The sequence below is a fragment of the Marivivens aquimaris genome (assembly GCF_015220045.1).
Taxonomy (GTDB): Bacteria; Pseudomonadota; Alphaproteobacteria; order Rhodobacterales; family Rhodobacteraceae; genus Marivivens; species Marivivens aquimaris.
The window spans coordinates 2,200,113-2,223,942 of sequence record NZ_JADBGB010000001.1 but is presented as its reverse complement, the minus strand read 5'-3'; the positions used below and the strand labels follow the sequence as shown (position 1 = coordinate 2,223,942).

The 23,830-nt window shown below is 61.1% G+C and carries 26 protein-coding genes; 16 read left to right on the top strand and 10 right to left on the bottom strand.

What is annotated here, in order from left to right; genetic code table 11:
- Nucleotide 1: 1 nt before the first annotated feature.
- The 3 genes from fliF to IF204_RS11020 are packed head-to-tail and all read right to left on the bottom strand — an operon-like array spanning nt 2 to nt 3,199.
- Nucleotides 2–1,690, bottom strand: a complete 1,689-nt coding sequence (gene fliF / locus IF204_RS11030; RefSeq protein WP_194096979.1) for a flagellar basal-body MS-ring/collar protein FliF — start codon at nt 1,688–1,690, stop codon at nt 2–4.
- A 27-nt stretch (nt 1,691–1,717) separates the two neighbouring features.
- The gene (gene fliE / locus IF204_RS11025) at nt 1,718–2,008 is read right to left on the bottom strand and encodes a flagellar hook-basal body complex protein FliE (RefSeq protein WP_228069161.1); all 291 of its coding nucleotides are present in this window, start codon (nt 2,006–2,008) and stop codon (nt 1,718–1,720) included.
- A 54-nt stretch (nt 2,009–2,062) separates the two neighbouring features.
- Nucleotides 2,063–3,199: a sigma-54 interaction domain-containing protein gene (locus IF204_RS11020; protein ID WP_194096977.1), complete on the bottom strand. Its 1,137-nt coding sequence runs from the start codon at nt 3,197–3,199 to the stop codon at nt 2,063–2,065.
- Nucleotides 3,200–3,558: 359 nt separating this feature from the next.
- Between IF204_RS11020 and IF204_RS11015 the strand changes: the two genes are divergently transcribed.
- From IF204_RS11015 to IF204_RS10965, 11 genes are all read left to right on the top strand, one after another.
- On the top strand, nt 3,559–3,867 hold the full coding sequence (locus IF204_RS11015) for a hypothetical protein (protein WP_167635788.1): 309 nt from the start codon (nt 3,559–3,561) through the stop codon (nt 3,865–3,867).
- Between the two features lie 104 nt (nt 3,868–3,971).
- The gene (locus tag IF204_RS11010; RefSeq protein ID WP_194096975.1) at nt 3,972–5,174 is read left to right on the top strand and encodes a chemotaxis protein CheA; all 1,203 of its coding nucleotides are present in this window, start codon (nt 3,972–3,974) and stop codon (nt 5,172–5,174) included.
- A complete protein-coding gene (locus tag IF204_RS11005; RefSeq protein ID WP_194096973.1) occupies nt 5,171–5,986 on the top strand; it encodes a CheR family methyltransferase in 816 nt (271 codons plus the stop codon). The genes IF204_RS11010 and IF204_RS11005 overlap by 4 nt, the downstream gene beginning before the upstream one ends.
- Nucleotides 5,986–7,077: a protein-glutamate methylesterase/protein-glutamine glutaminase gene (locus IF204_RS11000; RefSeq protein WP_194096971.1), complete on the top strand. Its 1,092-nt coding sequence runs from the start codon at nt 5,986–5,988 to the stop codon at nt 7,075–7,077. Before IF204_RS11005 ends, IF204_RS11000 begins: the two co-directional genes overlap by 1 nt.
- An 18-nt stretch (nt 7,078–7,095) precedes the next feature.
- The gene (locus IF204_RS10995; RefSeq protein ID WP_194096969.1) at nt 7,096–7,626 is read left to right on the top strand and encodes a chemotaxis protein CheW; all 531 of its coding nucleotides are present in this window, start codon (nt 7,096–7,098) and stop codon (nt 7,624–7,626) included.
- Nucleotides 7,627–7,746: 120 nt separating this feature from the next.
- Nucleotides 7,747–9,669: a methyl-accepting chemotaxis protein gene (locus IF204_RS10990; protein ID WP_228069159.1), complete on the top strand. Its 1,923-nt coding sequence runs from the start codon at nt 7,747–7,749 to the stop codon at nt 9,667–9,669.
- A 63-nt stretch (nt 9,670–9,732) separates the two neighbouring features.
- The gene (locus IF204_RS10985) at nt 9,733–10,140 is read left to right on the top strand and encodes a response regulator (RefSeq protein ID WP_167635793.1); all 408 of its coding nucleotides are present in this window, start codon (nt 9,733–9,735) and stop codon (nt 10,138–10,140) included.
- Nucleotides 10,141–10,196: 56 nt separating this feature from the next.
- A complete protein-coding gene (locus tag IF204_RS10980; RefSeq protein WP_194096967.1) occupies nt 10,197–13,508 on the top strand; it encodes an Hpt domain-containing protein in 3,312 nt (1,103 codons plus the stop codon).
- A 114-nt stretch (nt 13,509–13,622) separates the two neighbouring features.
- On the top strand, nt 13,623–14,009 hold the full coding sequence (locus IF204_RS10975) for a flagellar export chaperone FliS (protein WP_194096965.1): 387 nt from the start codon (nt 13,623–13,625) through the stop codon (nt 14,007–14,009).
- Complete coding sequence (locus tag IF204_RS10970; protein WP_194096963.1) at nt 14,006–14,338, top strand: hypothetical protein; 333 nt, start codon at nt 14,006–14,008, stop codon at nt 14,336–14,338. Before IF204_RS10975 ends, IF204_RS10970 begins: the two co-directional genes overlap by 4 nt.
- Complete coding sequence (locus IF204_RS10965) at nt 14,335–14,544, top strand: hypothetical protein (RefSeq protein WP_194096961.1); 210 nt, start codon at nt 14,335–14,337, stop codon at nt 14,542–14,544. The genes IF204_RS10970 and IF204_RS10965 overlap by 4 nt, the downstream gene beginning before the upstream one ends.
- On the opposite strand, the gene IF204_RS10960 is transcribed toward IF204_RS10965, so the two are convergent.
- Complete coding sequence (locus tag IF204_RS10960) at nt 14,529–14,696, bottom strand: hypothetical protein (protein ID WP_194096959.1); 168 nt, start codon at nt 14,694–14,696, stop codon at nt 14,529–14,531. The genes IF204_RS10965 and IF204_RS10960 overlap by 16 nt on opposite strands.
- Nucleotides 14,697–14,747: 51 nt before the next feature.
- Complete coding sequence (locus tag IF204_RS10955) at nt 14,748–15,215, bottom strand: hypothetical protein (protein WP_194096957.1); 468 nt, start codon at nt 15,213–15,215, stop codon at nt 14,748–14,750.
- Between the two features lie 191 nt (nt 15,216–15,406).
- Here IF204_RS10955 and IF204_RS10950 point away from each other — a divergent pair, with 191 nt between their 5' ends.
- Together IF204_RS10950 and IF204_RS10945 are read left to right on the top strand one after the other, a co-directional pair.
- Nucleotides 15,407–15,823 carry a hypothetical protein gene (locus IF204_RS10950; protein WP_167635799.1) on the top strand — a complete coding sequence of 139 codons (417 nt, stop codon included), beginning with the start codon at nt 15,407–15,409 and terminating at the stop codon, nt 15,821–15,823.
- Between the two features lies 1 nt (nt 15,824).
- Entirely contained in the window at nt 15,825–16,454 is a 630-nt protein-coding gene (locus IF204_RS10945; protein ID WP_194096955.1) for an SEL1-like repeat protein, read from the top strand.
- 70 nt (nt 16,455–16,524) lie between these two features.
- Here IF204_RS10945 and IF204_RS10940 read toward each other — a convergent pair whose 3' ends face one another.
- From IF204_RS10940 to IF204_RS10920, 5 genes are read right to left on the bottom strand one after another with little or no spacing between them, the layout of a single operon-like run.
- Nucleotides 16,525–16,920, bottom strand: a complete 396-nt coding sequence (locus tag IF204_RS10940) for a hypothetical protein (RefSeq protein ID WP_194096953.1) — start codon at nt 16,918–16,920, stop codon at nt 16,525–16,527.
- Nucleotides 16,921–16,939: 19 nt separating this feature from the next.
- Complete coding sequence (flgM, locus tag IF204_RS10935) at nt 16,940–17,254, bottom strand: flagellar biosynthesis anti-sigma factor FlgM (RefSeq protein WP_167635802.1); 315 nt, start codon at nt 17,252–17,254, stop codon at nt 16,940–16,942.
- Nucleotides 17,255–17,290: 36 nt separating this feature from the next.
- Nucleotides 17,291–18,013 (bottom strand): flagellar basal body P-ring formation chaperone FlgA, encoded by a 723-nt coding sequence (flgA, locus tag IF204_RS10930; protein WP_194096951.1) that lies wholly within the window; start codon nt 18,011–18,013, stop codon nt 17,291–17,293.
- 1 nt (nt 18,014) lies between these two features.
- The gene (locus tag IF204_RS10925) at nt 18,015–19,115 is read right to left on the bottom strand and encodes a hypothetical protein (RefSeq protein ID WP_194096949.1); all 1,101 of its coding nucleotides are present in this window, start codon (nt 19,113–19,115) and stop codon (nt 18,015–18,017) included.
- On the bottom strand, nt 19,112–19,711 hold the full coding sequence (locus IF204_RS10920; RefSeq protein WP_194096947.1) for an LPP20 family lipoprotein: 600 nt from the start codon (nt 19,709–19,711) through the stop codon (nt 19,112–19,114). Before IF204_RS10920 ends, IF204_RS10925 begins: the two co-directional genes overlap by 4 nt.
- A 189-nt stretch (nt 19,712–19,900) precedes the next feature.
- Between IF204_RS10920 and flhA the strand changes: the two genes are divergently transcribed.
- Genes flhA through IF204_RS10905 form a run of 3 tightly spaced genes read left to right on the top strand, consistent with a single transcriptional unit; the run spans nt 19,901 to nt 23,818 of the window.
- Nucleotides 19,901–22,012 (top strand): flagellar biosynthesis protein FlhA, encoded by a 2,112-nt coding sequence (gene flhA / locus IF204_RS10915; RefSeq protein WP_407658941.1) that lies wholly within the window; start codon nt 19,901–19,903, stop codon nt 22,010–22,012.
- 8 nt (nt 22,013–22,020) lie between these two features.
- Nucleotides 22,021–23,055, top strand: coding sequence for a P-loop NTPase family protein (locus IF204_RS10910; RefSeq protein WP_194096943.1), 1,035 nt, complete (start codon nt 22,021–22,023; stop codon nt 23,053–23,055).
- A gap of 43 nt (nt 23,056–23,098) precedes the next feature.
- Nucleotides 23,099–23,818: a sigma-70 family RNA polymerase sigma factor gene (locus IF204_RS10905; protein ID WP_194096940.1), complete on the top strand. Its 720-nt coding sequence runs from the start codon at nt 23,099–23,101 to the stop codon at nt 23,816–23,818.
- Nucleotides 23,819–23,830 lie beyond the last annotated feature (12 nt).

The following is a 23,830-nucleotide window of genomic DNA, read 5'->3' as shown; positions in this document are numbered from 1 at the left end:
CTTAGTTCACCTGATCGATTTCATCGGCCATCATGCGATGAAGGACCGAAGCGATACGTGCGGGGTCGTCGGAGGCCAGCTGGCGGATCGCGGCGAACTTGTCCTCGCGGCTGACTTCGGCACCCATTACGCTTTCGGCCATCTCGCGGCGGCGGCTATCGAGGCGCTTTTGCACTTCGGTCAGTGTCTCGCCTTCGCCGACTTCAACAGCAGCGGCCTGCATAGCGTGTGCAACTTCGAGCGTATCGCTGGCCGGAACCAGAACACGGTCCAGCAGCGGGCGAACAACGCCGAGGCCGACAATGGCGAGGGCGAGGATGATCGCACCCTGACGCAACAGGTCCGGCAGCCAGGTCATGCCGCGCACCGACGAAACGGTGGCAACTTCGATGGGTTGGAATTCTTGCGCGACGATGGTCAGGCTGTCACCGCGGTCTTCGCTGAACCCGATGGCGTTACGCGCCAGACGTTCGAGCCCTTCGACATCCGGACCGGACGCGCCTTCCTCACCTTCGGCAACCGGCTCCTGACGCAGCACGATAGCGGCACTAATGCGGGTCACTTTCGCGCCCGGTGCTTGGGTCGCGGTCACGGTGCGGCTGATTTCGTAGTTACGGGTCGAGGACGAGCTGCGGTTGGTCGGCGAGCTTTCGGCGGCCGCAGCAGCTTCTGCGGTGTTGGCGTCGGCCAGCGTCGGATCGGGCGGCGGCGCGTTGGAGATCGCGCCAGGAATGCCGCGTGCGCTTCCCTGGCTGCTTTCGCTTTCGGACGACTGTTCCGACAGCACGACCGAGCCGTTGGGGTCCAGCATCTCTGCCGTGGTTTCGGTGCGGGTAAAGTCCATGTCCACGGTCACCTGCACCGACAGGTTATCGACACCGACGATCGGGGCGAGGATCGCTTCGATACGCTGACGATAGAGGTTCTCAATCTGGACGCGGTGCTCCAGTTCGCGATCCGACAGGATGAGCGAGGCATCGTCCGAGCCGCGCGACAGCAGACGGCCCATCTGGTCGACGACAGTCACGTCTTCACGGGCCATGCCCGGAACCGAAGACGAAACAAGGTTTACGATGGCGTCGACCTGACCACGATCCAGCGCACGACCCTGTGCCAGTTGCAGGAATACCGAGGCACGCGGCGGCTGGCTGTCACGCAGGAACGCCGAGCGTTCGGAAAGCGCGAGGTGAACACGGGCGCCGGTGACGGCAGCGATCTCGGTGATCGAACGGGCGAGGTCGAATTCCTGCGCCTGACGCAGACGCGCGCTCTCGACCGACTTCGATGCGCCCATCGGCAAATCGGAGATCACGTCGCTACCGGCAGGAACGCTCTGCGGCAGACCAGCAGAGGCCAGCAGCATACGGGCACGGTAGTAATCGGCAGAAGGAACCTGAATGTCGCCGGTAGCTGTGTCGACTACGGCGTTGATACCGTTGGTCGTCAGCGTCTCCATCACCTGCGCCTTATCGCCTTCGGCCATGCCGGGGTACAGCGTGGTACGGGCAGGGGCGGACAGCAGCGACCACGCCAGCAGACCTGCGACCATGACCACGACGATCATGATGGCAGGCATCGCACGCTGGATGGCGGGTTGCCGTGTCATGGCGAACACGTTCGAAAGCATTCCGCCAGCTTGCGAAACAAGCGATCCGCCTTGTGCGGGCTGCTGGGTAGGAGCAAGTGCCATAGTTCAGTTCCTGTTTGTCCGTCCCGATCAGACGGGCATGTTCATGATGTCGCGGTAGGCAGTCAGCGCCTTGTTCCGGACCTGCAAAGTCAGCTGCATCGAAAGGGACGCGACCTGCTGGTCGATCATCACGCCGGCCAAGTCCTGTTCTTGGCCCATTTCGAATGCGGTCGCGCTTGAGCGCGCTTGTGTCTGTGCGGCGTGGAGGTCTTCGAACGCCCCCTTCACCCGTGACTGGAAATCCTCGCCCTGCGGTGCCTGTACCGCTGGGTTCTTCACTTCGCGCTGTGCTTCCTGCAGCAGCTGAAGTGGAGACATGTTGCTGGAAATTCCTCCGATACTCATTGCTCGATACCTTTATTAAGGAGGGGTTTAGATGGCCTCTGCCATGTCGGGCAGGCTGAGGGTCTCGCCGGCGTCGATCACCAGATCGTCGGGCGTGATGCGGTCGTTTTCACAAAGAACCAGCGCGCGCTGGATGACGTTTTCCAGCTCACGGACGTTGCCCGGCCAGTGGTGCGCCTGAAGTGCGCAGAGCGCTTCGGCAGTCAGCAGCGGCAGCTTCATGTCGGCGGGGCAGTGACGGGCGGTCAGAACCGCAGCAAGCACCGGAACGTCTTCGTTACGCATGTTCAGTGCCTGCGTGGCGAGCGGGAACACATTGAGACGGTAGAAAAGGTCTTCGCGGAAACGGCCTGCGCGAACCTCTTCGGGCATGTTGCGGTTGGAGGTGGCGACGATGCGGATATCGACGGCGACTTCGGTCTGCGAGCCGATCGGGGTGACGGCGCGTTCCTGAAGCACGCGGAGCAGTTTCGACTGCAAACCCATCGGCATTTCAGACACTTCGTCGAGCAGCAGCGTGCCGCCGTCGGCTGCGCGGATGATGCCCTTGTTGCCGGTCGATGCGCCGGTGAAGGCACCTTTTTCGTGACCGAACAGGATCGCTTCGAGCATGTTTTCGGGGATCGCGGCGCAGTTGATGGCAACGAACGGCTTGTCGGCGCGGCGCGATGCGCTGTGGATCTGGCGGGCGAGGACTTCTTTGCCCGAGCCGGTCGGGCCGTTGATGAACACGGTGACGTCCGAGCGGGCGACGCGGCGGCTCAGGTCGATGAGCTTTGCGGTCGACGGCGTTGCGGCGGCCATGGCACCAACGATGCCGCCCAACATGTTGCCCAGTGTCAGAAGCGCAGCGTTCTGGAGAAGCGGCGCGTCGATGGTCGGGATGCTGACACGTACGAGACGTCCGCCCAGTTCGGGGGCCTCCTCGTAGTGGGTCGCGCCCTCGGTCACGATGATGACGGTCTTGGCGCCTACCTTGCGGACGGCGTCGATCAGACCGCGGGTGCCGCCCGATGCAGCTTCCACCTTGGACGAGACGACGATAACTTCACTGTCACACTCTTGTACGGTTCCTTTCCCGATCTGAATGCGGCGGCGTTCCAGAAGCTCTGCAATCTGAGCTGCTGCGGTGAATTCGACGTCTACGATATGGATCTGGGGCATGGCTCCCTCCGCGTTGGTGTACGCAGTTGGAAAAGCACAGACCGTGCCACGTCCGAATTTTGCCGCAAATTTTTTTGCAAATTGCCCTAAAACGGGGAATTCCCGTGCCGATAAGCAGGAACTGTGAAGAAAAGCGTGTCGAGCTGTCGGCTCCGCGCTGTCGGTAAAAAGTCAGAGTCCGGTTTCTTGACACTCCCAAAGGGTAAGGCCCAAGCGCGACAGGAGTCTTTAGGGCCTCGAAGGTGCAGTTAACCCGAAGTAACCGTATAAAACTGCCCCACCCCATACTTTCGGGTATATCACATTTCGGTTGAATGCACCGTTTCTAGGCCCGTGACAGATCAAGGGACCTGGGCCAAATGCTATCAAAAACCTATCACCTGAAGTTCCCCAATCTCGATGCCGCGCAAATCGCTGCCCCGTTTGTCATCGAGGCGCTCGGCAATGCTATCCCGTCCTGCAACCTCACAGGGTTGAATGTCGTGATTAGCAAAGAGGGGGATGTTTCGATCAATGTGTTCTTCCAGAACGTCAATGATCTCAAGAACTATGAAAAGAAGCACGGCGGCTTCCTGGATTCAATGAAGAAGACCTTCCTGTTCAAGTCTACGGGCTTCGACGGGGTGTGCATCTACAACTACGAGCGTGGCGACGACGAAGCAGCGTAAAAAGCTGTTCCGAATTGGCCTGAAGCTTGCAGACCGCAGATGAATGACAGAGGCGGGCTCGCCACAACGGACAAGTTCCGGCTTCTGTATCAAGGACTTAATTGATGAGCGCACAACCAGAAACATCGACAGATACCGGTCTCGTCCGGGTGTCGTCAGAAAAAATCAGCCGGTTGATGGACCTCGTTGGAGAGCTTTCTCTCAGCGTTTCCGAAACCGTGCATTCGCCTGACCTACAGGGTCTGGATCTGGCGTCCTTCGATGCAGCTGTCCACCGCCTCACCATGATTGTCCGAGAAGTCCAGGACGTCGCTACCGAACTCCGTCTTGTTCCTATGGATGATGTCTTCAAGCGTCTGCGCCGCATGGTGCGGGAACTTGAGCGTCAGACGAAGAAGAAGATCGACCTCGTCATCGAAGGCGGTGATACCGCCATCGACAAACTCGTTGCCGATAAACTCTATGACCCTCTGCTGCACGTTCTGCGGAACGCGGCAGACCACGGTCTTGAAGGCACCGAAGAACGTATCGCAGCCGGAAAGGGCGAACGGGGGCAGATCCGTCTGGCCGCGAGCCAGGTCGGCAGCGAAGTCCGTATCGTCGTCGAAGATGACGGTCGCGGCCTTGCACGGGACAAGATCCTTGCCATCGCCCGCAAGCGTGGCTTCTTTGGCCCAGAAGAAGAACCCGAACCCTCCGTGCTCTGGCGCGTGATCTTCGAGCCCGGTTTCTCGACGGCGGAAGTCGTCAGCAACCTGTCGGGGCGCGGTGTCGGCATGGACGTTCTGAACGCAACGATGGTGGCACTGCGTGGCCGCATCGCTGTCGACAGTACGGCAGGACACGGCACGCGTGTGTCGCTCTTCATTCCTGTGTCGCTGGCCTTCCTCGACTGTATCATCCTGCGCCTCGGCGCGACGCTGTTTGCGGTTCCGATCGACGTTGTTTCCGAGATCGCCCGTCCCGACCGCGAAGAGCTGATGCACGTCTCGGCCGACCAGAACCGTGAGCTTCTCAAGCTGCGGGGCACGATGATCCCCATCGTGCGTCTGGACGAGTTCTTCAACGAGGCAACGCATGGTGAGGGCCGGAAGCCGGTGCCGCCGATCCTCGTCGTCTTCAACACCGCAACCGGCCCGATCGCCATTCCGGTGGATGAAGTGCTCGACCGCCAACAGGTCGTCATGAAGCCGCTTGTCGGCAAACTCGCTTCCGTCCGCGCGAGCTGGGGCTGCGCTCTGCTCGGCACCGGCGAAGTTGCGCTGGTTCTCGATTGCGAGCGCTTGGCAGCAGGAGCAGCGAAATGATTAACGAAGAAGCCGGTTTCGAACAAATCCGGTCGTGGCTCGGCCAACGGTGTGGCATCCACTACACCGACCAGAAGAAGGACCTCCTTCTTCAGCGCCTGAACCGCGTTCAGAGGGCGTTCAACATCGAGCGTCTTGCCGAAATGTCGCGTCGCCTTGGTGACAGCGCGGAGCACGACCTCCAGCTGGCCGTCATGCACGCCGCATCGACCAACCACACCTATTTCTTCCGCGAAATGGATGTGCTCGACAAATTCCGCGACATGATCCTGCCCAAGCTGGCAAAGCGTCAGGACATCCGCATCTGGAGCGCCGCTTGCTCCACTGGCGACGAAGCCTACACGCTCGCGATCATCATCGCCGAGGCGCTGGGCATGGATGCGCTGCGCCGCGTGTCGATCCTCGGCACCGACATCAGTGCGCCGGTCGTCGAGCGTGCGGAGGCCGGTATCTTCGGTCAGCGCCAGCTCGAACAGGTGCCGCCGGGACTGCTGAACAAATACTTCACGCCGGTCGGTATGGGCCAGTATCAGGTCAACGACGCGATCCGCAGCCGCTGCACGTTCCGCCGTCTGAACCTGAAGACGCAGCCGTACCCGTTCAAGCAGCCGTTCCAAGTCGTGTTCTGCCGTAACATCCTCTATTACTTTGATGTCGCTGATCAAAAGGCGACTATCAATGCGATCTACGATGTGACGGAGCCCGATGGTTTCCTAATCACTTCGGTGACCGAAAGCGTTCGCGAACTGTCGAACCGCTGGGAAAACGTCGCGACCAGCATCAGCCGTAAACCTCTGGGGAGTGCCGCATAATGCCGTCTTCCCAGCCCATCCGTGTATTGATTGTCGATGACAGCGCCATGATCCGTCGCGTGCTGGCCATGGGCATTGATCGCGAGCCGGACCTCGAAGTGGTCGGCTTTGCGTCGAATGGCGAGCAAGCGCTCGACCTGATGCAACGGATGCGTCCGGATGTGATTACGCTCGACCTCGAAATGCCGAGCATGGACGGGCTGACGTTCATGCGCAGCTATATGAAATCCACGCCGATCCCGACGATCGTGATTTCGTCGGCGACCACGGGCAACCGCAGCGTTGCGCTGCAAGCGGTCGAAGCCGGTGCGGTCGATATCATCTCGAAACCACAGGGCGGCACCAACATCGGCCTCGCGAGCATGATGGTCGATGTCTGCCAGCGCATCCGCGAAGCTGCCACGGCCAAGACCGGTCTGGCGTCGAATAAGAGCCGCGTGATTGCCGAAGCACTCGGCGCTGCGCCGATCCAAGTGCCTGCGGGCCGCGCTGCGTCGTGGGTTCATGCGATCGGAGCTTCGACGGGCGGCATTCAGGCGCTGTCGACCATGTTGCCGCTGTTCCCCGCGAACTCGCCTGGCGTCGTGATCGTGCAGCACATGCCCGAAGGTTTCACCGCGTCGTTCGCCGCGCGTCTGAACACCATCTGCCCGATGGATGTCCGCGAAGCGAAAGACGGCGATATCGTCCAGCCGGGCCGCATTCTGCTGGCTCCTGGCGGGACGCGCCACATGATGCTCGTCCGGTTCTCGATGGGCTACCGCGTTTCGCTGATCGACGGCGATCCGGTCTGCTATTCGCGTCCGTCGGTCGACGTACTTTTCCACTCGGTCGCCAAAGAATGCGGCCGACGGTGTTCGGCGTCGATCCTGACCGGCATGGGCCGCGACGGTGCCGAAGGAATGCTGTCCATTCGTCGCGCAGGCGGCGCGACGTTTGCACAGAATGAAGCAACCTGTGTCGTCTACGGCATGCCTCAGGCTGCTCACCAGATGGGGGCCGCGTCAAAGATGTTGCCGCTCGAAGATATCCCCGCCGCCATGACCCACGCGATGGGGGCACCTGTGCGCCCCTCACTGAAACAACCCTGAAGCTGAAGGAACCCCGCTATGACCGAAGCAGCTCAACTCACCGAAGATGCCCTGAACGCGGCCGCCGCGCGGGGAGACGCCGCATTCGCGGATGCAGATAACGTCGATGATATGTACCTCACGTTCGCGCTGGCGGACGAAGAATACGGCGTCGGCATCGGCGTTGTGACCGAGATCGTCGGTATGCAACGCATCATGTCCGTGCCGGACATGCCCCACTACGTGAAGGGCGTGATCAACCTGCGCGGCAAAGTCATTCCGCTGATGGACGCACGCCTGCGTTTCGGCATGGAAGAACGTCCCTACGATGACCGCACTGTTGTGATCGTCATGGATGTTGCTGACGCCCTGATCGGCCTCATCGTCGACGGCGTGAGCGAAGTACTCGAAATCCCGCCGAGCCAGGTCGATGCACACGGCCAGTTCGGAAAAGGCGGGCGTTCGGTCATCTCCGGCATCGGCAAGATCGGAGAGCGCGTATCGATCCTCTTGGATGTACAGGTCCTCGTTTCGGACAGCGACATCTCGTTGCCAGCAGAAATGCTCTGACGAGGCACCATGACGGACGAAACTGAAAAAAAGAGCAGCAGTAGCCCCTCCAAGATCACTCGCACGGCGAAGGCTTCCCCCAAGCAGCCTGCTCCCGAGCCCGCCCCTAGGAATGATGAAATGACTGAGAAATCTCCGACTATGACTCCTGAACTGGATAACATCATCGGCGACATGTCGGCGCAGAACCTGCTCGACCTTATCGGTACGCCGGTCACCATCGCCGACGAAAACATGGTCATCCGCTATGTGAACTCGTCCGCGACCAAGCTGTTTAAAGACGTCGAACAAGACATCCGCAAGGATCTGCCGAACTTCTCGGCCGACAAACTCGTGGGCACTTGTGTCGATGACTTCCACAAGAACCCCGCTCACCAGCGCCGCATGATTGGCGGTCTGAAAGAGACCTATCACGGCGGTCTGTCCGTCGGTGGTCACCACTACGCATTCATGGGCACGCCGCGCTTCAATGCCGACGGCAAGCTCATCGGTGTCTTCGTGGAATGGCAGGACCAGACCTCGGTTGTGAACAACGCGAACGAAGGCAAAGCACTTGCTGCCGAATTCGAAATGATGGCCCGCAAGCACACCGAAGGCTTCATCTCGGTTTCTGCTGACAGCACGAAGTTCGGCGAAGAATTCTCGCGCGTTGTCGATGCGGTCAACGAAATGGTCACCGCTCACATTGACACGAAGAAGAAAGCAATCGGCTTCGTGACCGAACTGGCGAACGGCAACTTTGATGCGGACCTAGAGAAGTTCCCCGGAGAAAAGTCCTTCATCAACGAAGCGCTGGAAAGCGTTCGTGAACGCTTCCGCAGTGTCGTGCGCGAAGCCGATCGCATGGGTCAGAGCATCCTGCGCGGTGACCTCGACGTTCAGGCGAACACCGAAGGCTTCAGCGGCGAATTCCGCACCCTTCTCGGTACACTGGACGGCATCAGCAACCACGTCAGCGCCGTCATCGAAGAGATCGAGAACCTGTCGAACAGCATCGTTCAGGGCCGCCTCGACGTGAATGTCGATACCCGCCGCTTCGAAGGTGCCTACGGTTCGATCATGCGTGCCTTCGAAGGGTCGTTCGGTTCGCTGAACTCCGCCTTCAACACCATCAACACGCAGGTCGGCCAGATCGTTTCGACCGTGGATCAGATGAGCCGCGCCAGCCAAGCGCTCGCGACGAACTCGCAGATCCAATCGTCCTCGGTAGACGAGGTTTCGTCCTCGACCGAAGAGACCGAAAGCCAAGTCAAATCCAACGCCACCGCAGCCGGTTCGGCCCGCGATCTGGTCGTTGGTGCTTCGGTTGTCGCGTCGGACGGCAAGGTCAAGATCGGCGAGATGGTCAACGCAATGGACGGTATCCGCGCATCGAGCCAGGACATCGCCAAGATCATCAAGGTCATCGACGAGATCGCGTTCCAGACCAACCTGCTTGCGCTCAACGCCGCTGTTGAAGCAGCCCGCGCAGGTCAGCACGGTCGCGGTTTCGCAGTCGTCGCTCAGGAAGTCCGCAACCTCGCAGGCCGCTCCGCCAAGGCAGCCCGCGAAACCAGCGAACTGATCGAAAGCGCATCCAGCCGCGTGCAGGAAGGTGTTCGCATCGCGGACGAAACTTCCAGCGCGTTCACCTCGATCGCGGATGACATCGAAAAGGTCCGCACTCTGGTCGGCGACATCGCGACCGCTTCGGACGAACAGTCCCGCGGTGTGGCGCAAATCAACGTCGCAGTGGGCGAGATCGCCAAGTCGGCACTCTCGACCAGCCAGCAGGCGGACGAACTGGCCGCTTCGGCAGCCCAGATGCAGGCCGCAACCGAAAATGTCCGCTCCGAGATCGCACGCTTCTCGCTGCGCGCCATGAACACGTCGACCGCCATCCCTGCGGGCCTCGAAGGTCTTCCGCCGGAAATGATGGCCCAGATCCAGGCAATGCTCGCCAATCAGGGCAACGCCAACATGGCTCCGGCTCCGGCTGCAAAGACCGGCACCGGCGGCAACCGCAACAGTGATCGTGACGAACGCGGTTTCGGACACTTCTAACGAATAACGAGCTCGGTCGGCGGGCCTCCTATCCCGCCGGTCATCTTCCACAGGAGAACGTAAATGCCCCATAACGTAATGATCGTCGACGACGCAGCGATGATGCGTCTCTACATTGCCAGCTTCATCAAGACGCTGCCTGATTTCAAAGTGATCGCCCAAGCCGGTAACGGTCAGGAAGCACTCGACAAACTGGCTGACATGCCGAACGTCGACCTGATCCTTCTCGACATCGAAATGCCCGTCATGGACGGCCTCGAGTTCCTGCGTCACGCAAAACTCAAGACCCGCGCCAAGATCGTCATGCTCTCGTCCGTGGCCGTTTCCGGCTCGGCACACGCTGCCAAAGCCCGTGAACTCGGTGCCGACGGCGTCGTGGCGAAGCCCTCTGGTACCGTTTCGCACGACCTCGAAGAGAAGGCTGGCGACGAACTTGCAAGGGTGATGCGCGCGCAATTCGCGACAGCCTGATCGGGCGCGCGTGCGCCCGCCGAACTTTCTACTGCAACCTTTGACGAGAGACTGTCATGTCTGACGAAATGGACGAAATCTGGGCACTCTATCTGGACGACGGGACGCAATCCCTTGACCAGATGGAAGCCGCACTTCTCGCGCTCCAAGACGGCGATGCAGCCACAGCAGGCGAGCACGTCAGTGCGCTCTTCCGTGCTGTCCATACGTTCAAAGGTAATAGCCGCGTCCTGGGGCTCGCGGTTGTAGAAAGCCGGGCGCACTACTCCGAAGACCTCATCGGTCTGGTCCGCGACGACGGCGTTCCGCTGGATGAAGAGATCATCGACATCCTGCTGCTCGCCTCCGACGTTCTGCGCGATATGCTCGAACAGACCTCGGCCAGCCGTTCGGACGTCGATCCCGCGTCGTCCGAAGACCTGATGCAGCAGCTCAAGAGCAAGATTGCGCGCTGCAAGGGCGAGGACGAACCGATCGGCGAAGAGCCTGCCGCTGAAGAACCTGCAGCTGAGGCTCCGGCTGAAGAAGCTGTGGTTGAAGAAGCGCCTGTCGCAGAGCCCGAAGAAACAGCCGCGCCTGTTTCCAAGATGCCCGATATCTCGGACGCGATGGCGTCGCTGGGTGATGTGGACAGCAATTTCGGTGACGACGACTTCTTCGAAGACGAAGCCGCCCAGACCGACGACCTGAACGATACCATCGCTGACGTGCCTGACGTCGCGGACCCCGTGGTTGCTGAAGACCCTGCACCGGAACCTGCCGCAGAAGCACCCGTCGTAGAGCCCGCGGCCGAAGAACCCGCCGTAGCCGCACCTGCGCCTGCCGCTCCGTCCACGCCGAAGCGTCTGATCGACGATCCGACCTACAAAGACATTTTCCGCGGCATGGCCGAAGGCGCGCTGACGAAGTTCCGCCAGTACATGGGCGACTACGCAGGCGACGTCTCTGGCACCTATGCACTGGCCAAGCGTCAGGCCGATGACCTCCACCACGCTGCGGGCCAGATGGGCCTGAGCAACTGGTGCGACGTCCTCAAGCTGTTCATGGACCAACCCGAAGCCGACGCTGATACCGGCATCGAACAGATCGCCGCGCTGGTTCTCAAGATCGAAGAACTGACCATCCTCGACCTGTCGGACGAACCGCAGCCCATTGCGGCTCCGGCAGAGGGCGAAGAGACCTTCTTCGACCGTCTGAAGGATGTTCTCCACAAGCTGGCCAAGGTCGCTCTCGACTGGACCACCGGCGATGCACCGGAAGTCGGCTCTTACTCCGAAGAAGTGAAATTCGTCGTCGGTCTGGCCGACGAGCGTGGTCTCGTCCGTGTTGCCGACGCTGCAAAGCGCCTGACCGAGGTCAACAGCGCCAAAGCGTTCCGTTCAGCCGAACTGCGTCTTTACGAAGAACTGGCCGCTGTCGAGCGCGTTCTGACCGAGGAAGCTGCGGCTTCGTCCGTCAGCCCGTCCGAACTGCTGCGCCATTGGTGTGCCGAACATGCCTTCGACACGCTGTCGGCTGTCGATCACGCACTCGACGGCATCAAGAAGGGCGAGAACGTCGACGAACAGTACAGCGCATTTGCCCGCCAGATGCGCCTCGTGTTCCACGCTTGCGAATACCACAAGCTTGGCACTGCCGGTCAGCTTGCGATGTCGCTCATCGACCTCTTCGGCCGTGTGCAGACTTCGGGCATCGGGCTCGACGGCATTCTCATGCACATCGCGCGTGGTTTCATCGACACCATCGAGCTTGTGTTCGACGCGCTGGAGCAGGGCGAGATCCCCGACACCCAGAACCTCGATATCCTGTTCGAACAGGCATCGACCGCCGCGTTCAGCCAGGAAGGTGTCCTGACCGCAACCGCGATCGAACGCCGCCTCCAGCTGCCCGACGAATTCCACCGCGTTTTGTCGCCCGACAGCGTACGCGCCGCGTCGAAGGCGATCGAGGCCGGTCACCATTTCTATGTGATCCGCACCGACATCAACAACGACGAGACCCTTGCGGAACGCTTCCTCGAATGGATCAGCGGCGACAACGTTGAATCGATCACCAACGTCACGGTGTTCCGTGATGCGGAAACGCTGTTCGACTTCCTCGTCTCGACCCCGATGGACAATGCGTCGGTCATCACCGCGCTGACCGAGATGGACCCGTCGGGCAAGTATCTCGAACTGCTGCATACTCTCGAAGACCAGCAGCGCGGAGAAGATGGCGGCGCGGATAGGCCCGCCTCCAAGGATGGCGACCAACCGATCGGGCAGGGGCCGGGCCTCAGCTCGGAAATGCTCGAAGCGATCAGCGAAGTCGCTGCCAGCCAGGCGATGGTCAACCACATGCTCTCTGATCTGGCCGAAACCGGCCTTGCTGAAAGCATCGAAGTCGCGCTCCGTGTCGCCGACCAGAACCCCGCGCAGAGCCGCGATATGGTTCGCAAGATCGTCGGCGATTTCTCGGCCCGTCTGCAGGAAACCGTGCAGGTCGAAAGCCAGCTCGTCGGTCAGCTTGCCCACCTTCAGGAACAGACCGTCGCGATCCGTTCGCGACCGCTCGAACTTCTGATCCGTCCGCTCGAAGCGCTCGTGGAAACGCTGTCCCGCCGCAACCGCGGTCAGGCCAACATGACCAGCTCCGGCGGCGAGATGTCGATCGACGTCACCCTGATGGAGCACCTGCGCAAGATGCTCCGCACCATGCTAACGGATCGTCTGTCCGCAGGCGACGACGTTGCGCCGAACGCGATCCACATGGCCTTCCAGCGCGACGACGAACGCGTTCTGGTGACCATCGACGACGATGGAAAATCGTCCGACACCACCAACCTCGAAGCCGAACTGGCGCCGATGCTCAAAGCCACCTCGGCAGAGCTGCGCAAGATCGTTCTTCCGGGGAACAAGGGCCTGCGGTTCCACATCTCGATGCCGCTTTCGATGGTGGTCCTCGAAGGTATGGTCGTTGGCGTCGGCGGTATCCGCTATGTCATTCCGGTCGATACGATCCAGACCATCATCCAGCCGCAACCCAAGGCGCTGCGTCCGATCTCGGCCGCCAATGGCCGCGTGATGCTGCGGATGGAGGACGGCTCGATGGTGTCCGTGCATCACCTTAACGACAGCTCCGTTCGGGCGCTGAAGGAAGAGGACGAAAACGGTCAGCGCCGTGTCTTCGTAGTGCTCGGCGTCGGTGAACGCCGCCTTGCGATCCCCGTCGATGACCTTCTCGGACAGCAGCTTGTTCTTCTCCGTCCGCTGCGCGGAGTCCTGCGCCAGATGCGTAATCTCAATGGCATTGCCCTTCTGGCAGGCGGTGAGGTTGGCATGGTTCTGTCGACAAATTCCCTGCTGTCCGACGCGTCCGAAGCGGCATGATTTTTGCAAATGACGTCGTGAAAGAACGGCGTCATTTGCTTAACAAAATCGCCTTTCTGACGTTGAGGTATGCAAGCGCCAGTCGCAAAGCACAGGTAACAGGAGGAGTGTCGTATGACATTCGAAAACGCCCGGTCGTCCTACCGACGCATCGAGACCGCGAAGCAGGTCGAGCCCACTGATCCCCATGAAATCATTGGCGTAACTCTTCGTGAGCTTGAAAAGTCCCTGCGTATTCTGGCGACCGCTCAAGAGGCTGGCCGTCCGTTTCCGAGCCAGCATCTGAACCGTGCTTTCACTGCGATCTACATCCTGCAAAGCAGCCTTGATTTCAACCAAGGCGGTGACATCGCAACCAACCTGTTCCAGGTCTACGAGTACTGCCGCTTGCAGGTCGCGGACGCGTTCGCCCGCAAGGAAGGCGTGAACCTCGCCGCTTGCGCAGAACACATCGGCGGCATTCTGACCGCGTGGGACCAGATCGGCAGCAACAGCCAATGACCCCGCGCGTAGCACCTCGCAACGCCGAAAATCCTGCGGCGCTTGCGGTGCTGTTGTCGGGCCTGACCGACACTCTTCTGGCGGCCGCCACCGACGGCGACCATGCTGAAGTCCAATCCCTCAGCCATCGTATTCGCGCCATGTCCGACCAGCTCGTCCAGTGTGCATCAGATAAGGACGACCAGCTCGTCCGCGCGACCCTCAAACAGACCGGCTCAGCACTGCGTGATGCTTCCACCCGCATCGAGGCCACCCTGCGCCAGTCCCGCCTTCAGGGACGCAAGCACAGCGCCTACGGGCGTGCGCAAACGGCGGGGTCACAACGATGACCTCCTGCAGGATCTGTAATTTCATCAGGGGGTTCCTGCTCCTCGCGGGCGGCCTTCTGATTATGATGGCCTATTTCGCGTGGGCAGGTGACGAGCCCGCGGTCCGGCTTCCCGGACCTATGGCATTCGGTCTTGCGGTGCCGGCGATCGGAATCCCCAGCTTCATCATCAAATATCGCCGCTACAAGGCTCAGCGCAAAGGCTGAGCCAGTTCGGCAACCGGAACGTAGCGGGTCGACGGACGGCCCTTCGCATCGTTCACAGTGATCTCCACATACATCGTGCCTTCGGTAACGTCCTGCTTCGCCAGCGGACGGTCGGCCTTTTCGGCGGGAATAATGCTTGGCTGGTGGTGCATGGTCTTGCTCCTCGGTTTGGCGTTACCCAACCGGAGCAAGAAGCGTGCCGTTTATTGGTGCGCGTAAGAGGTCAGCAGCACTTCCCGCACCGGCTGGGGGTCTTCTTCGGTTCCCAGCTGGACGTTTATCGCGTGACGGATCAGCTGCGGAATAGCGGACCTCAGGCGGTCGATATCGTTCACCGCATCCTCGGCTTCGTTTATCGCGCCGGTCAGTACCGCATCCACACGTCCGTCGAACGCGTCCATCTGTGCCTGTAGCTCGTCGATCGCGGGGCTTCCGCTGTCCATCATGAACGAGATCTTCACCGACACACTGCGATTGAATTTGGGCAGCGTCACCGTGAGCGGCATCACGTAGGGCACATAGATCGGCTCGGGCCGCTTGGACGGCGTCGGCGCAACGACCACGACCGGCTCGGGCTTCGCGGCAGGGGCGAGTGTCGTCGCCATGCCGAAGCTGAACGGCCCCATGATGAGGGCAAAGCCGAGAAAGCCTAGGAGTTTGCTGCTGTCCATCAGTCCGCGTTGGTTAGATCTGGGTTCTATCTCAATAACGGCATAAATCGGAAAACTGTTGGTCCCGCGCTCAGGTATGCGCACATATTCAATGGGATAGTCAAAACGCAAAAAAATATCCTTTTGCGCCTAACATCGGCGGGGATTGCGCCGTTATTCCTCCTGACACCTACACCCGACCGGATTTTTCGATGAATATTCCAGTGAACAAATCGCTCGTGCCCGTGCCGCGGAACCTTCCTGCGCGCGTGGCTGCGCAGAACGCTCGGAAGAAAGAAAAGGCAGCGGAGCAAGCCGCCCGCGACTACGATCTGGTCCGGAACGAGACGTACCTCAATGACGCGAGCGAAGTCGAAAAGTATCTTCCCGATATTCTGGGCCGCGCCCTCGCGCGCATCTGGATCGACGATCAGTTCCGCCAACGGTTTGCGCATAGCCCCGTCGAAACGCTCGCGGCTTACGGCGTCTACCTGCCGCGCACGATCTCGATCGACTTCGTGACCGAAGGCACTCCGCGCCCGCAGATCGTTGTCTATGAAACCAAACGCATGGGCCTCCAGCGTCGCCGTCTGATGTCTCTGCGCCTGATGATGATGGCAGGGCAATAAGATGAAACGGTTTTTCGCCACCACCGCAGTCGTTATGAGCCTAAGCGCGCCCGCCATGGCAGGTGCCGGTCTGCAAGAGGCGCTTGATGCTTACGCGTCGGGCCGCGCTGCCGAAGCGGCGGCGATCTACGGTGATCTGGCCCGCTCTGGTGATGGCCGCGCACAGTTCAACCTCGCCCTGATGTTCTACGCGGGCGAGGGTGTCCCCCAAAGCTGGAGCGACGCTTTCGCTTGGGCGTGGCGCGCGAAACTGAACGGCGTCCAGCAGGCCGAGGCTCTGCTCGCACGCGTTGCCGCTCCGATCACTGCTGGCGAACGCACCGCGCTGGCCGAGGTTCTGACCGCCGAGCTTGCGGACAAAGTGGCCGAGGGCGACGCCCGCGCCATGATCCAGATGTCCCTCATCCAGTCGGAGCTTCTGCCGCGCCCCGATATGGTCAGTACCTACGTCTGGCAATCGCTGGCCGTTGCCATGGGGATGGAGCGCGCTGTGCCCGTTCGTGCCTCGACCTTCGAAAGCCTGTCCGCTCGTGACCAGACCAAAGCGCAATTGGCGCTGCGCGAGAAATATGCCGAATGGTGTGCAGCTGCGCCCGTCGGATCTCCGGCTTGCGGGCTCATTATCAACTGACAAAACGACAGCACAAAAAAAAGCCCCGCCGAAACCGGCGGGGCTTTTCCTGTTCCCGTGAGTGGTCTGCTTAGTGTTTGCGGAAGCGGCTGATGGCTTCGGCAGCATCGAGCGGAAGTCCCAGTTCCACACTGATGTCTTTGGCTTGCTGACCCGTGCGGGCCATGTTGATCGCTTCGTCAATCATGCGCTCGCCGGCGAGCCAGTCCATATCCGACTGGAGGCCGCGGATATCGTCGTGGATGCGATCCGCTGTCTGTGCCTGCATCGCTTCGATGCGGCCTGCATACGCGGCGAGGCGGACGTCAATCTGTTCGATCAGCTGCTCCTCGCGGGCTTGCGCCTTTGCTGAGGCGGCAGCCGCCTTCGCGCGGACACGGCGGATGGTAATTGCAGTCAGCAAAACCACGAAGAGGGCAACGCCGCCGGAGATGATCATGAGGGTCTGTGGGCCAGGCAAGGTCATGCCGTTCTCTCCGGTGTAGTCAGTTGTTCAGTTCGAGGTAGCTTTGGAACAGGCTCTCCGTGATCTTTTCCAGATCGATAGGATAGCTGCCGTTGGCAATCGCCTCCTGTATGCGGGTGACCAGCTCCATTTCCACGGGCGGTCCCGACTTCAGCTCGGCCGGCATCGGCTGCGCCACTGGCGCGCTGATTTCCACGTTCTCTCCAGCCGGCGCCGCGGGTGCAGCCGGCTGGCCCACTGTCGGTCCGCCCTTCGCCTTTTGCAGGCGGGCGGCCGCGTCATCGGCGGTGCGCTTGATTTGTGCGCCCCCGGATTGAGAGATTGAGTCAACCATTTCAGACCTCCATTCGACGTTAGTAACGACCGCTGGTCAAATAATGTTAGGCCGTAAAGCCACTATATTGTCACCGGTTACAACGCCGCGAACTATCTTGCCCGAAGACATGTTTCTAAGCTCTATAACGTCACCAATGCGGCCGTCTTGTAGTGCTTCGCCTGGGGCAATCACATTAATCGGGCCAACTTGTATCTGTAGTGCAATTGGCGTGCCGACTCTGACGGCCCAATCGGGATCAAGATGCCTTGTGAGCAAAAATTGATCTTCACCGATGCTGGAGCGCAGGCGGCGGCCAACTACTTGTTCTATTTCGCTAAAAGTATCGCGCGGCGTTTGAGCGGTGCGGGGCAGCAGACGCACATCGCCCGCCGTCACCATTTCGCCGCGTCCCATTGTGCGGGCCAGCGCCACGACCATCGGGCCGAGGTCGTCGGGAACATCGTTGTTCGTGATTTCGAGCCGGAGCGGCGTCATCTGCGAAACGCTCGCGCGGGTGCGGATATTTCGGGACCACGACGGGCTGTCGCAGCGCAGTTCCGCCGTCTCCCACCCATCAAATTTCGGGCTGACCGTCGGCGCATGATCGCAGGCCGGAAACGGGCGAACGGGCACGGTCGGTTCGGCCCCCGAAACGCCCGCCTCGGTCAGCGCAAGCGTGACCAGTTCTGCCGCTTCGATGCCGCTGACGCCATCGGCATACTCACCTTCGGCAAAGGCGGGCGAGGCGATAACGGCAAGGGCGCAGAGCCAGCGCATCTTAGAGCCCCGTTTCCACGAACTGCACCGGACGGCCGACAAACGCGCTCGCAGGGCGGGTCGGGTCCATCGGGCGCAGCGTGGTGTAGCGGTCGGTGATCTGCACGATCTCCAGCATTTCGATGCTATTCCCGCGATCCATGGTAAAGGCAATCGCACCACGGCTCAGACCCTGACGGGAGCCGAGGTTGGTGATGAGTTCGTTACCGGACATGGTAACGGTCGCTTGCAGCGGAGTGCAGGCTTGAATGTCGAGAAGTTCGTCGAAGGCCGCGCCAACGCCGCTCGTCAGCTCCGCTACCATCTGGGCGCGGGTGTTCTGTGTCAGCGTACCCAGCCCGCTGATCAGCGTCGGTCCGGGCAGCTTCGTGCGGCGGATGATTTCCTGGCGATGGACCTGATTATCTGAAGAGACAAGGTCGAGTGTCAGGCGCATCTCGATCGCCTGACCGCGCCCATCGGCAACGGTGTAAATCTCCAGCGCGGGGATGAAGCCCCAATCGCCCGTTGTCAGGCGCACATCGCCTTGGGTGAGCACGGTGTAGTCGCGGCGGGCACGCATATCGCTAAGGCCGCGCGGCATGGTGCGGTCGGTGATGCGCAGGCTCGCGGTCTGCGGATGACGGTCGAGCACGCCGTAGAGCGTCTGCAACACATCCTGCGCAACGACCTGAGTAAATGCAGGCGCGTTGGGGGATACGCGAACCTCGGGGCGGTAGGTAATAACGTGCAGCAGGTTGGCCGCGCGGCACATCGTCTGCGCCTCGTCTCCAACCAGTGCCTTGATCCGCACCTGCCACATATTGCCGTTCAGCACGGCGCTGATCTGTTCGTGACGCAGCACGCGGCCAAGCGCCTGAACGATGGTCAGGTCACGCTCCACGCGGGTCATGTTGACGACCGTATGGCCGTGCACCGAAGCGCCGCCCATCAGGGCTGCGTTCAGCAAAGCATCCGCCACCGCACGGCGGCGGGCGCTGTCGGTGTCATTGGGGGCGCTGACAAAGCCGATGCCTTCGGCCTCGACCCAGACGGTCCGTTCCGCTGCCGCCGTAGTGGCAAACAGCAGCGCAGCGACGATGATCAGCGCCCGCCGGATCACAGTGCGCCCCGGAATGCGCTGACGATGTAAGCCACGGTCGACGCATCAAGCGCCAGCTCGACTTCGTAACCGTCGGTGCCTTTGGGCGTGATGCGAACGGTGCGCGCGCCCCGAATGGTGCCTTCGACCATCGCCGACATGGAGTCGTTGCCGACACGCGCCTGCGAAACCGTGGTGGTCGAGGTAACGTAGATGCCGTGCACCTGCTCGGTCAGAATGCGGATCGCATCGACGCGGGCCGCGCGGAGCGCCAGAAGGCGCTTTTCATTCAGCGTACGGCCCGGCTGGCCGGAGACCTGCGCGAAACCGATGGCGGTAATCATCGCGGGCTCTGCGACGACGACGGGTGCAGGCGTCGCCATATCGCCACCGCCCGTCGAAACGGTGGTGGTGCTGGCAACAGTCCGCGCCGGCGCACCATGTCCGGCACCTTCCATCGCGTCGATGTCTTCTTTGATCTGGGCGACCGTCGCTGCGCGGACCGATGGGTCTTCGGGCAGGTGAACGGTCGTGGACATAGGGGCCGTACAAGCGGCCACGCCCATCAGGCCAAGCGAGGCCATCAGCGTGGGCATTTTCAGAAACGAGCGGGTCAAGGCGTGCTCCATAGGCAGAGGTTTGGTTCGCCGGTTCTCTGCAAACGCCATGCCATGAAATCGGGGAGGGTCGGGAAAGCCGCACAACCCTGCGGTGGCATCCTTCTTGCAAGCCAAGCCCCGATACGCCGCTCACAGGAACGACGCACTGATGAATATGTTTAATGGTAAAATGCAGCAGGGGACGAACTGATGGCCGCCGAAGCCCGTCCCACCATGATCGGCCGTATTGGCGACATGACCCTTCCGGTCGGCATCCTCGCTGTGATGGCGATGATGGTTCTGCCGCTGCCGGTCACGCTGCTGGATGCTTTCTTTGTCGGGAACATCGTGCTCGCCCTGATGGTGCTGATGGTGGCGCTGCATAGCTACCGCCCGCTCGATTTCTCCAGCTTTCCCAGTGTGTTGCTGATCGCCACGATCCTGCGCCTTGCGCTTAACGTCGCTTCGACACGTATCGTTCTGACCGATGGTCATACCGGTGCGGGCGCTGCGGGGCGTGTCATCCAAGCGTTCGGCGAGTTCGTGATTGCGGGCAACTTTCTTGTCGGTCTTCTGGTGTTCGCGATCCTCGTGATTATCAACCTCGTCGTCATTACCAAGGGTGCTGGTCGCGTTTCCGAAGTCTCCGCACGCTTCACCCTCGACGCGATGCCGGGCAAGCAGATGGCTATCGATGCCGACCTGAATGCCGGACTTTTGACACCCGAAGAGGCAAAACGTCGTCGTACCGACGTTGCTGCTGAGGCAGATTTCTACGGTGCGATGGACGGTGCGTCGAAATTTGTGAAGGGCGATGCCATCGCCGGTATCCTGATCCTCGCGATCAACGTGATTGGCGGCATCCTGATCGGAACGATCCAGCACAGCCTTTCGGCAGGCGAAGCGGCCCAGACCTATATCCTTCTGTCCATTGGTGACGGCCTCGTCGCCCAGATCCCGTCGCTGCTGCTGTCCATCGCGACCGCGGTCATCGTGACCCGCGTGTCCTCCAGCCACGACATGGGCAAGCTGATCGGCAAGCAGATGAACCTACGCCGCGCTTGGGTGCCTGTGGCGGGCGTTATGGCACTGCTCGGTATCGTGCCGGGAATGCCGAACCTGCTGTTCATTATTGCTGCCGCCGGTGCGGGTGCGATGGCCTACTTTAATCGCGATCTTGCCGAAGGCGAGGACGGTGAAGTCCTGCCTCCCGAACAAGGCGACGCAGCTGGCGGCGAAGGCGAAGAGAGCGAAGGCATCGTGCCCGAAGACGTGGCCGACAACGCGCCCATCTCGCTCCAGATCGGTTACGGCCTGATCCAGATGGCAGGCGGCGAAAACGGCGCACTCGTGTCCCGCATCACCGGCATCCGCAAGGAAATGTCCAAAGCGATGGGCTTCGTTGTTCCAGGTGTGCGCATCCGCGACGACCTCAGCCTGCCGCCCAACCAGTACCGCATCCGCATCGGCCACCGCATTGTGGGCGAAGACGTCGTGTATCCCGACCGCAAGCTGGCCCTGCCGGGTGGTAGCTCGACCCGCAAACTGCGCGGCATCGAGGTCAAAGACCCGTCCTTCGGCATGGACGCGATCTGGATTCTGCCGCAGCAGGTCACCGAGGCCGAGGCCGACGATTATGTGGTCGTCGAGCCCGAGTCCGTGATCGCCACCCATATGTCTCAGGCGATTTCCTCGCACGCTGCCGACCTTATCGGTCCGGACGATGTGCAGGCGCTGCTCGACAACCTTGCCAACACCGCGCCGACGCTTGTGGAAAGCGTTGTCCCGAAACTGGTGCCGCTTCACACGCTGACGGCCGTGCTGCGTCACCTGCTGTCGGGCCGTATTCCGATCAGCGATCTGCGCCGCATTCTCGAAGGTCTGGCCGAACTGTCGAGCCGCAACCTCGCTGCCCAAGACATGGCCGAGGCGATGCGTCCGCAACTGACCCCGCTTCTGCTCCAGCAGCTAGGTCCGATCAATTCGCCGCTGCCGCTCATCACTCTGGACCCAGAGCTGGAACAGATTCTGATCCGCGCCCGCCAGTCCGGCGATATCGACGGTGGCCTCGTGATCGACAGCGGCCTTGCCCAGACGATCATCACGTCGCTGGCCGAAGCGCAGGACAAGGCCGCAGGCGAAGGCAAGACTTCGGTCGTGGTTGTCGCCAATGTGCTGCGCCGCGCCTTCTCGGCCTTCATCCGCCCGCACATGCCCGATGCCATCATCATCGGGATCAATGAACTGCCCGAAATGCGCAAGGTCGAAGTGGTCGCCGTGATCGGCGGTCAATCCACTCTGCCGCGCCCGAAACAGTGAGGTAAGCTATGTCGACGATTGTTGTCCGCGCATCCGATACGGCTCTGGCTATGGAAGAGGTGAAACGTCGCCTCGGCCTTGATGCCTACATTATTTCGACCAAGAAAAAGAACGGGCAGGTCGAGGTGCGAGCGACCACCGAGGCGCCGAAACCCAAAACGCCTCCGCCGCCGCGCCAGCCTGAAACCAAGGGCCGCACCTTTGGTGAGGTTCTCGCCGCGCGTACCCAGCCCCCCGTGACGCCCGAAAAGCCGCAGCATGTGGTGACGGCTGAACGGGTGGAAGCTCCGCAGCAACCGGCGTTCAAAGCAAGCCCCGTCGCCCCCATGGGCGGTTGGCCGGGGCTGACGCCAAATTTCATCGCCGAGCTTTGGGTCGAACTGGGTAAGGGCGAGGGCAAGGAGGACGGTTTCTTCAACGACCTCTGCCAGCGTCTGCTGACGGATCAACCCGCAGGGCAGGCGGCTCGCACCATTATCGTGGGGCCGCAAGGTGCCGGAAAATCGCTGACCGCCGCACGTATGGCTGCGTTGATGATGACCGAACGGGCCGGACTGCGCCCGCGGATCATCGCACCCCGCAGCGAACGCCTGCTCGGCAGTGATATCCTCGCGGGCTGGTCCCGCCTCATGGGGCTCGACATTGATCGTCCGATCGTCTCGACGCTCCTCGCTACACTTTCCGCTGCCGACGCCCACGCGCCGCAGATCATCGACATCCCCGATTGCATGGACCCCGAACAGGTCGCGGCCATCGCCGGTGGAGCCGAAGTGATCCTGTGTCTGCCTGCCGGTCTGCATCCGGGAATGATCGCGCGCCAGACGGAAAAATGGGCGGCCCTTTCGCCGCGTATTTGTCTGACCCGCACCGATGATTGGGCCCTCACCGCCGAGGAGCTCAGCGCAATCGCGTCGTCAAACTGTACGCTTGCCTTCTTTGGAACAGGGGCTGGTTTGATCGATACTCTCACTCGTCCGCAGCGAAATGACATTCGCAAGCTTGCCGAGGGGTGGTTGTCACCGATTTCGAGGGGTTGGGCATGACACTTGCAATTCACCTGCTGACTGAATGTGAAAGGAAGCTGTTATGCTGCTGACGAAAGGATATGCCGAACAGCAGGTCGATCCCGACAAGCTCGTGTCGGACCATATGCACATCGTGCGCAAGATTGCCTGGCACATGTTCGGGCGCGTCGGGCGCATGGTGGAAATCGATGACCTGCTGCAAGTCGGCTATATGGGCCTGATCGACGCCAGCCGTCGCTACCAGCCCAAAGCCGGTGCGTCGTTCGCCTCTTACGCCGCCATTCGTGTGCGCGGATCAATCGTGGATTTCCTGCGGGACAACGCCAGCGTCTGCCGTAGTACGATCCTGATGCAACAAAAGGCGCGTGCTGCGACGGCCAAGCTTGAACAGGCGCTCATGCGGGCTCCGACCAAGGAAGAAGTGGCCGCCGAAATGGGGCTGCCCGTCGCTGAATACGAGGACTGGGAAACCCGCTTTGCTGCGGGACAGGTCAAATCGCTCGACGAGCTTTACACTGACCAGTCCAAACTGTTCTCCGACAACAGCAAATCGGTCGAGGATAATCTGCAACAACAGCAGATGAAGGCCATGCTCCGCCGTGCATTGGGCCAGTTGCCTGAACGCGAGGCGCTGCTGCTACAGCTCTATTATGTCGAGGAACTGAACGTCTACGAAATCGCCAAGGTGCTTGGCGTAACGACAGGACGTGTGTCGCAGATCAAGAAAGCCGCGGTCGAACGCCTGCGCAAGTTCATCGCGGAAATGGAAGGGGAGGACTAAGCCCTCCCCTCC

Coding starts and splice junctions, on each gene's coding strand:
- fliE (WP_228069161.1), bottom strand. CDS start 2,008: ATGTCTCCACTTCAGCTGCTGCAGGAAGCACAGCGCGAAGTGAAGAAC.
- IF204_RS11000 (WP_194096971.1), top strand. CDS start 5,986: ATGCCGTCTTCCCAGCCCATCCGTGTATTGATTGTCGATGACAGCGCC.
- IF204_RS10965 (WP_194096961.1), top strand. CDS start 14,335: ATGACCTCCTGCAGGATCTGTAATTTCATCAGGGGGTTCCTGCTCCTC.
- IF204_RS10995 (WP_194096969.1), top strand. CDS start 7,096: ATGACCGAAGCAGCTCAACTCACCGAAGATGCCCTGAACGCGGCCGCC.
- IF204_RS10955 (WP_194096957.1), bottom strand. CDS start 15,215: ATGGACAGCAGCAAACTCCTAGGCTTTCTCGGCTTTGCCCTCATCATG.
- IF204_RS10970 (WP_194096963.1), top strand. CDS start 14,006: ATGACCCCGCGCGTAGCACCTCGCAACGCCGAAAATCCTGCGGCGCTT.
- IF204_RS11010 (WP_194096975.1), top strand. CDS start 3,972: ATGAGCGCACAACCAGAAACATCGACAGATACCGGTCTCGTCCGGGTG.
- IF204_RS10960 (WP_194096959.1), bottom strand. CDS start 14,696: ATGCACCACCAGCCAAGCATTATTCCCGCCGAAAAGGCCGACCGTCCG.
- flgA (WP_194096951.1), bottom strand. CDS start 18,013: ATGCGCTGGCTCTGCGCCCTTGCCGTTATCGCCTCGCCCGCCTTTGCC.
- IF204_RS10945 (WP_194096955.1), top strand. CDS start 15,825: ATGAAACGGTTTTTCGCCACCACCGCAGTCGTTATGAGCCTAAGCGCG.
- IF204_RS10950 (WP_167635799.1), top strand. CDS start 15,407: ATGAATATTCCAGTGAACAAATCGCTCGTGCCCGTGCCGCGGAACCTT.
- IF204_RS11015 (WP_167635788.1), top strand. CDS start 3,559: ATGCTATCAAAAACCTATCACCTGAAGTTCCCCAATCTCGATGCCGCG.
- flgM (WP_167635802.1), bottom strand. CDS start 17,254: ATGGTTGACTCAATCTCTCAATCCGGGGGCGCACAAATCAAGCGCACC.
- IF204_RS10905 (WP_194096940.1), top strand. CDS start 23,099: ATGCTGCTGACGAAAGGATATGCCGAACAGCAGGTCGATCCCGACAAG.
- IF204_RS11020 (WP_194096977.1), bottom strand. CDS start 3,199: ATGCCCCAGATCCATATCGTAGACGTCGAATTCACCGCAGCAGCTCAG.
- IF204_RS11005 (WP_194096973.1), top strand. CDS start 5,171: ATGATTAACGAAGAAGCCGGTTTCGAACAAATCCGGTCGTGGCTCGGC.
- IF204_RS10975 (WP_194096965.1), top strand. CDS start 13,623: ATGACATTCGAAAACGCCCGGTCGTCCTACCGACGCATCGAGACCGCG.
- IF204_RS10990 (WP_228069159.1), top strand. CDS start 7,747: ATGACTGAGAAATCTCCGACTATGACTCCTGAACTGGATAACATCATC.
- IF204_RS10910 (WP_194096943.1), top strand. CDS start 22,021: ATGTCGACGATTGTTGTCCGCGCATCCGATACGGCTCTGGCTATGGAA.
- IF204_RS10940 (WP_194096953.1), bottom strand. CDS start 16,920: ATGACCTTGCCTGGCCCACAGACCCTCATGATCATCTCCGGCGGCGTT.
- IF204_RS10980 (WP_194096967.1), top strand. CDS start 10,197: ATGTCTGACGAAATGGACGAAATCTGGGCACTCTATCTGGACGACGGG.
- fliF (WP_194096979.1), bottom strand. CDS start 1,690: ATGGCACTTGCTCCTACCCAGCAGCCCGCACAAGGCGGATCGCTTGTT.
- IF204_RS10985 (WP_167635793.1), top strand. CDS start 9,733: ATGCCCCATAACGTAATGATCGTCGACGACGCAGCGATGATGCGTCTC.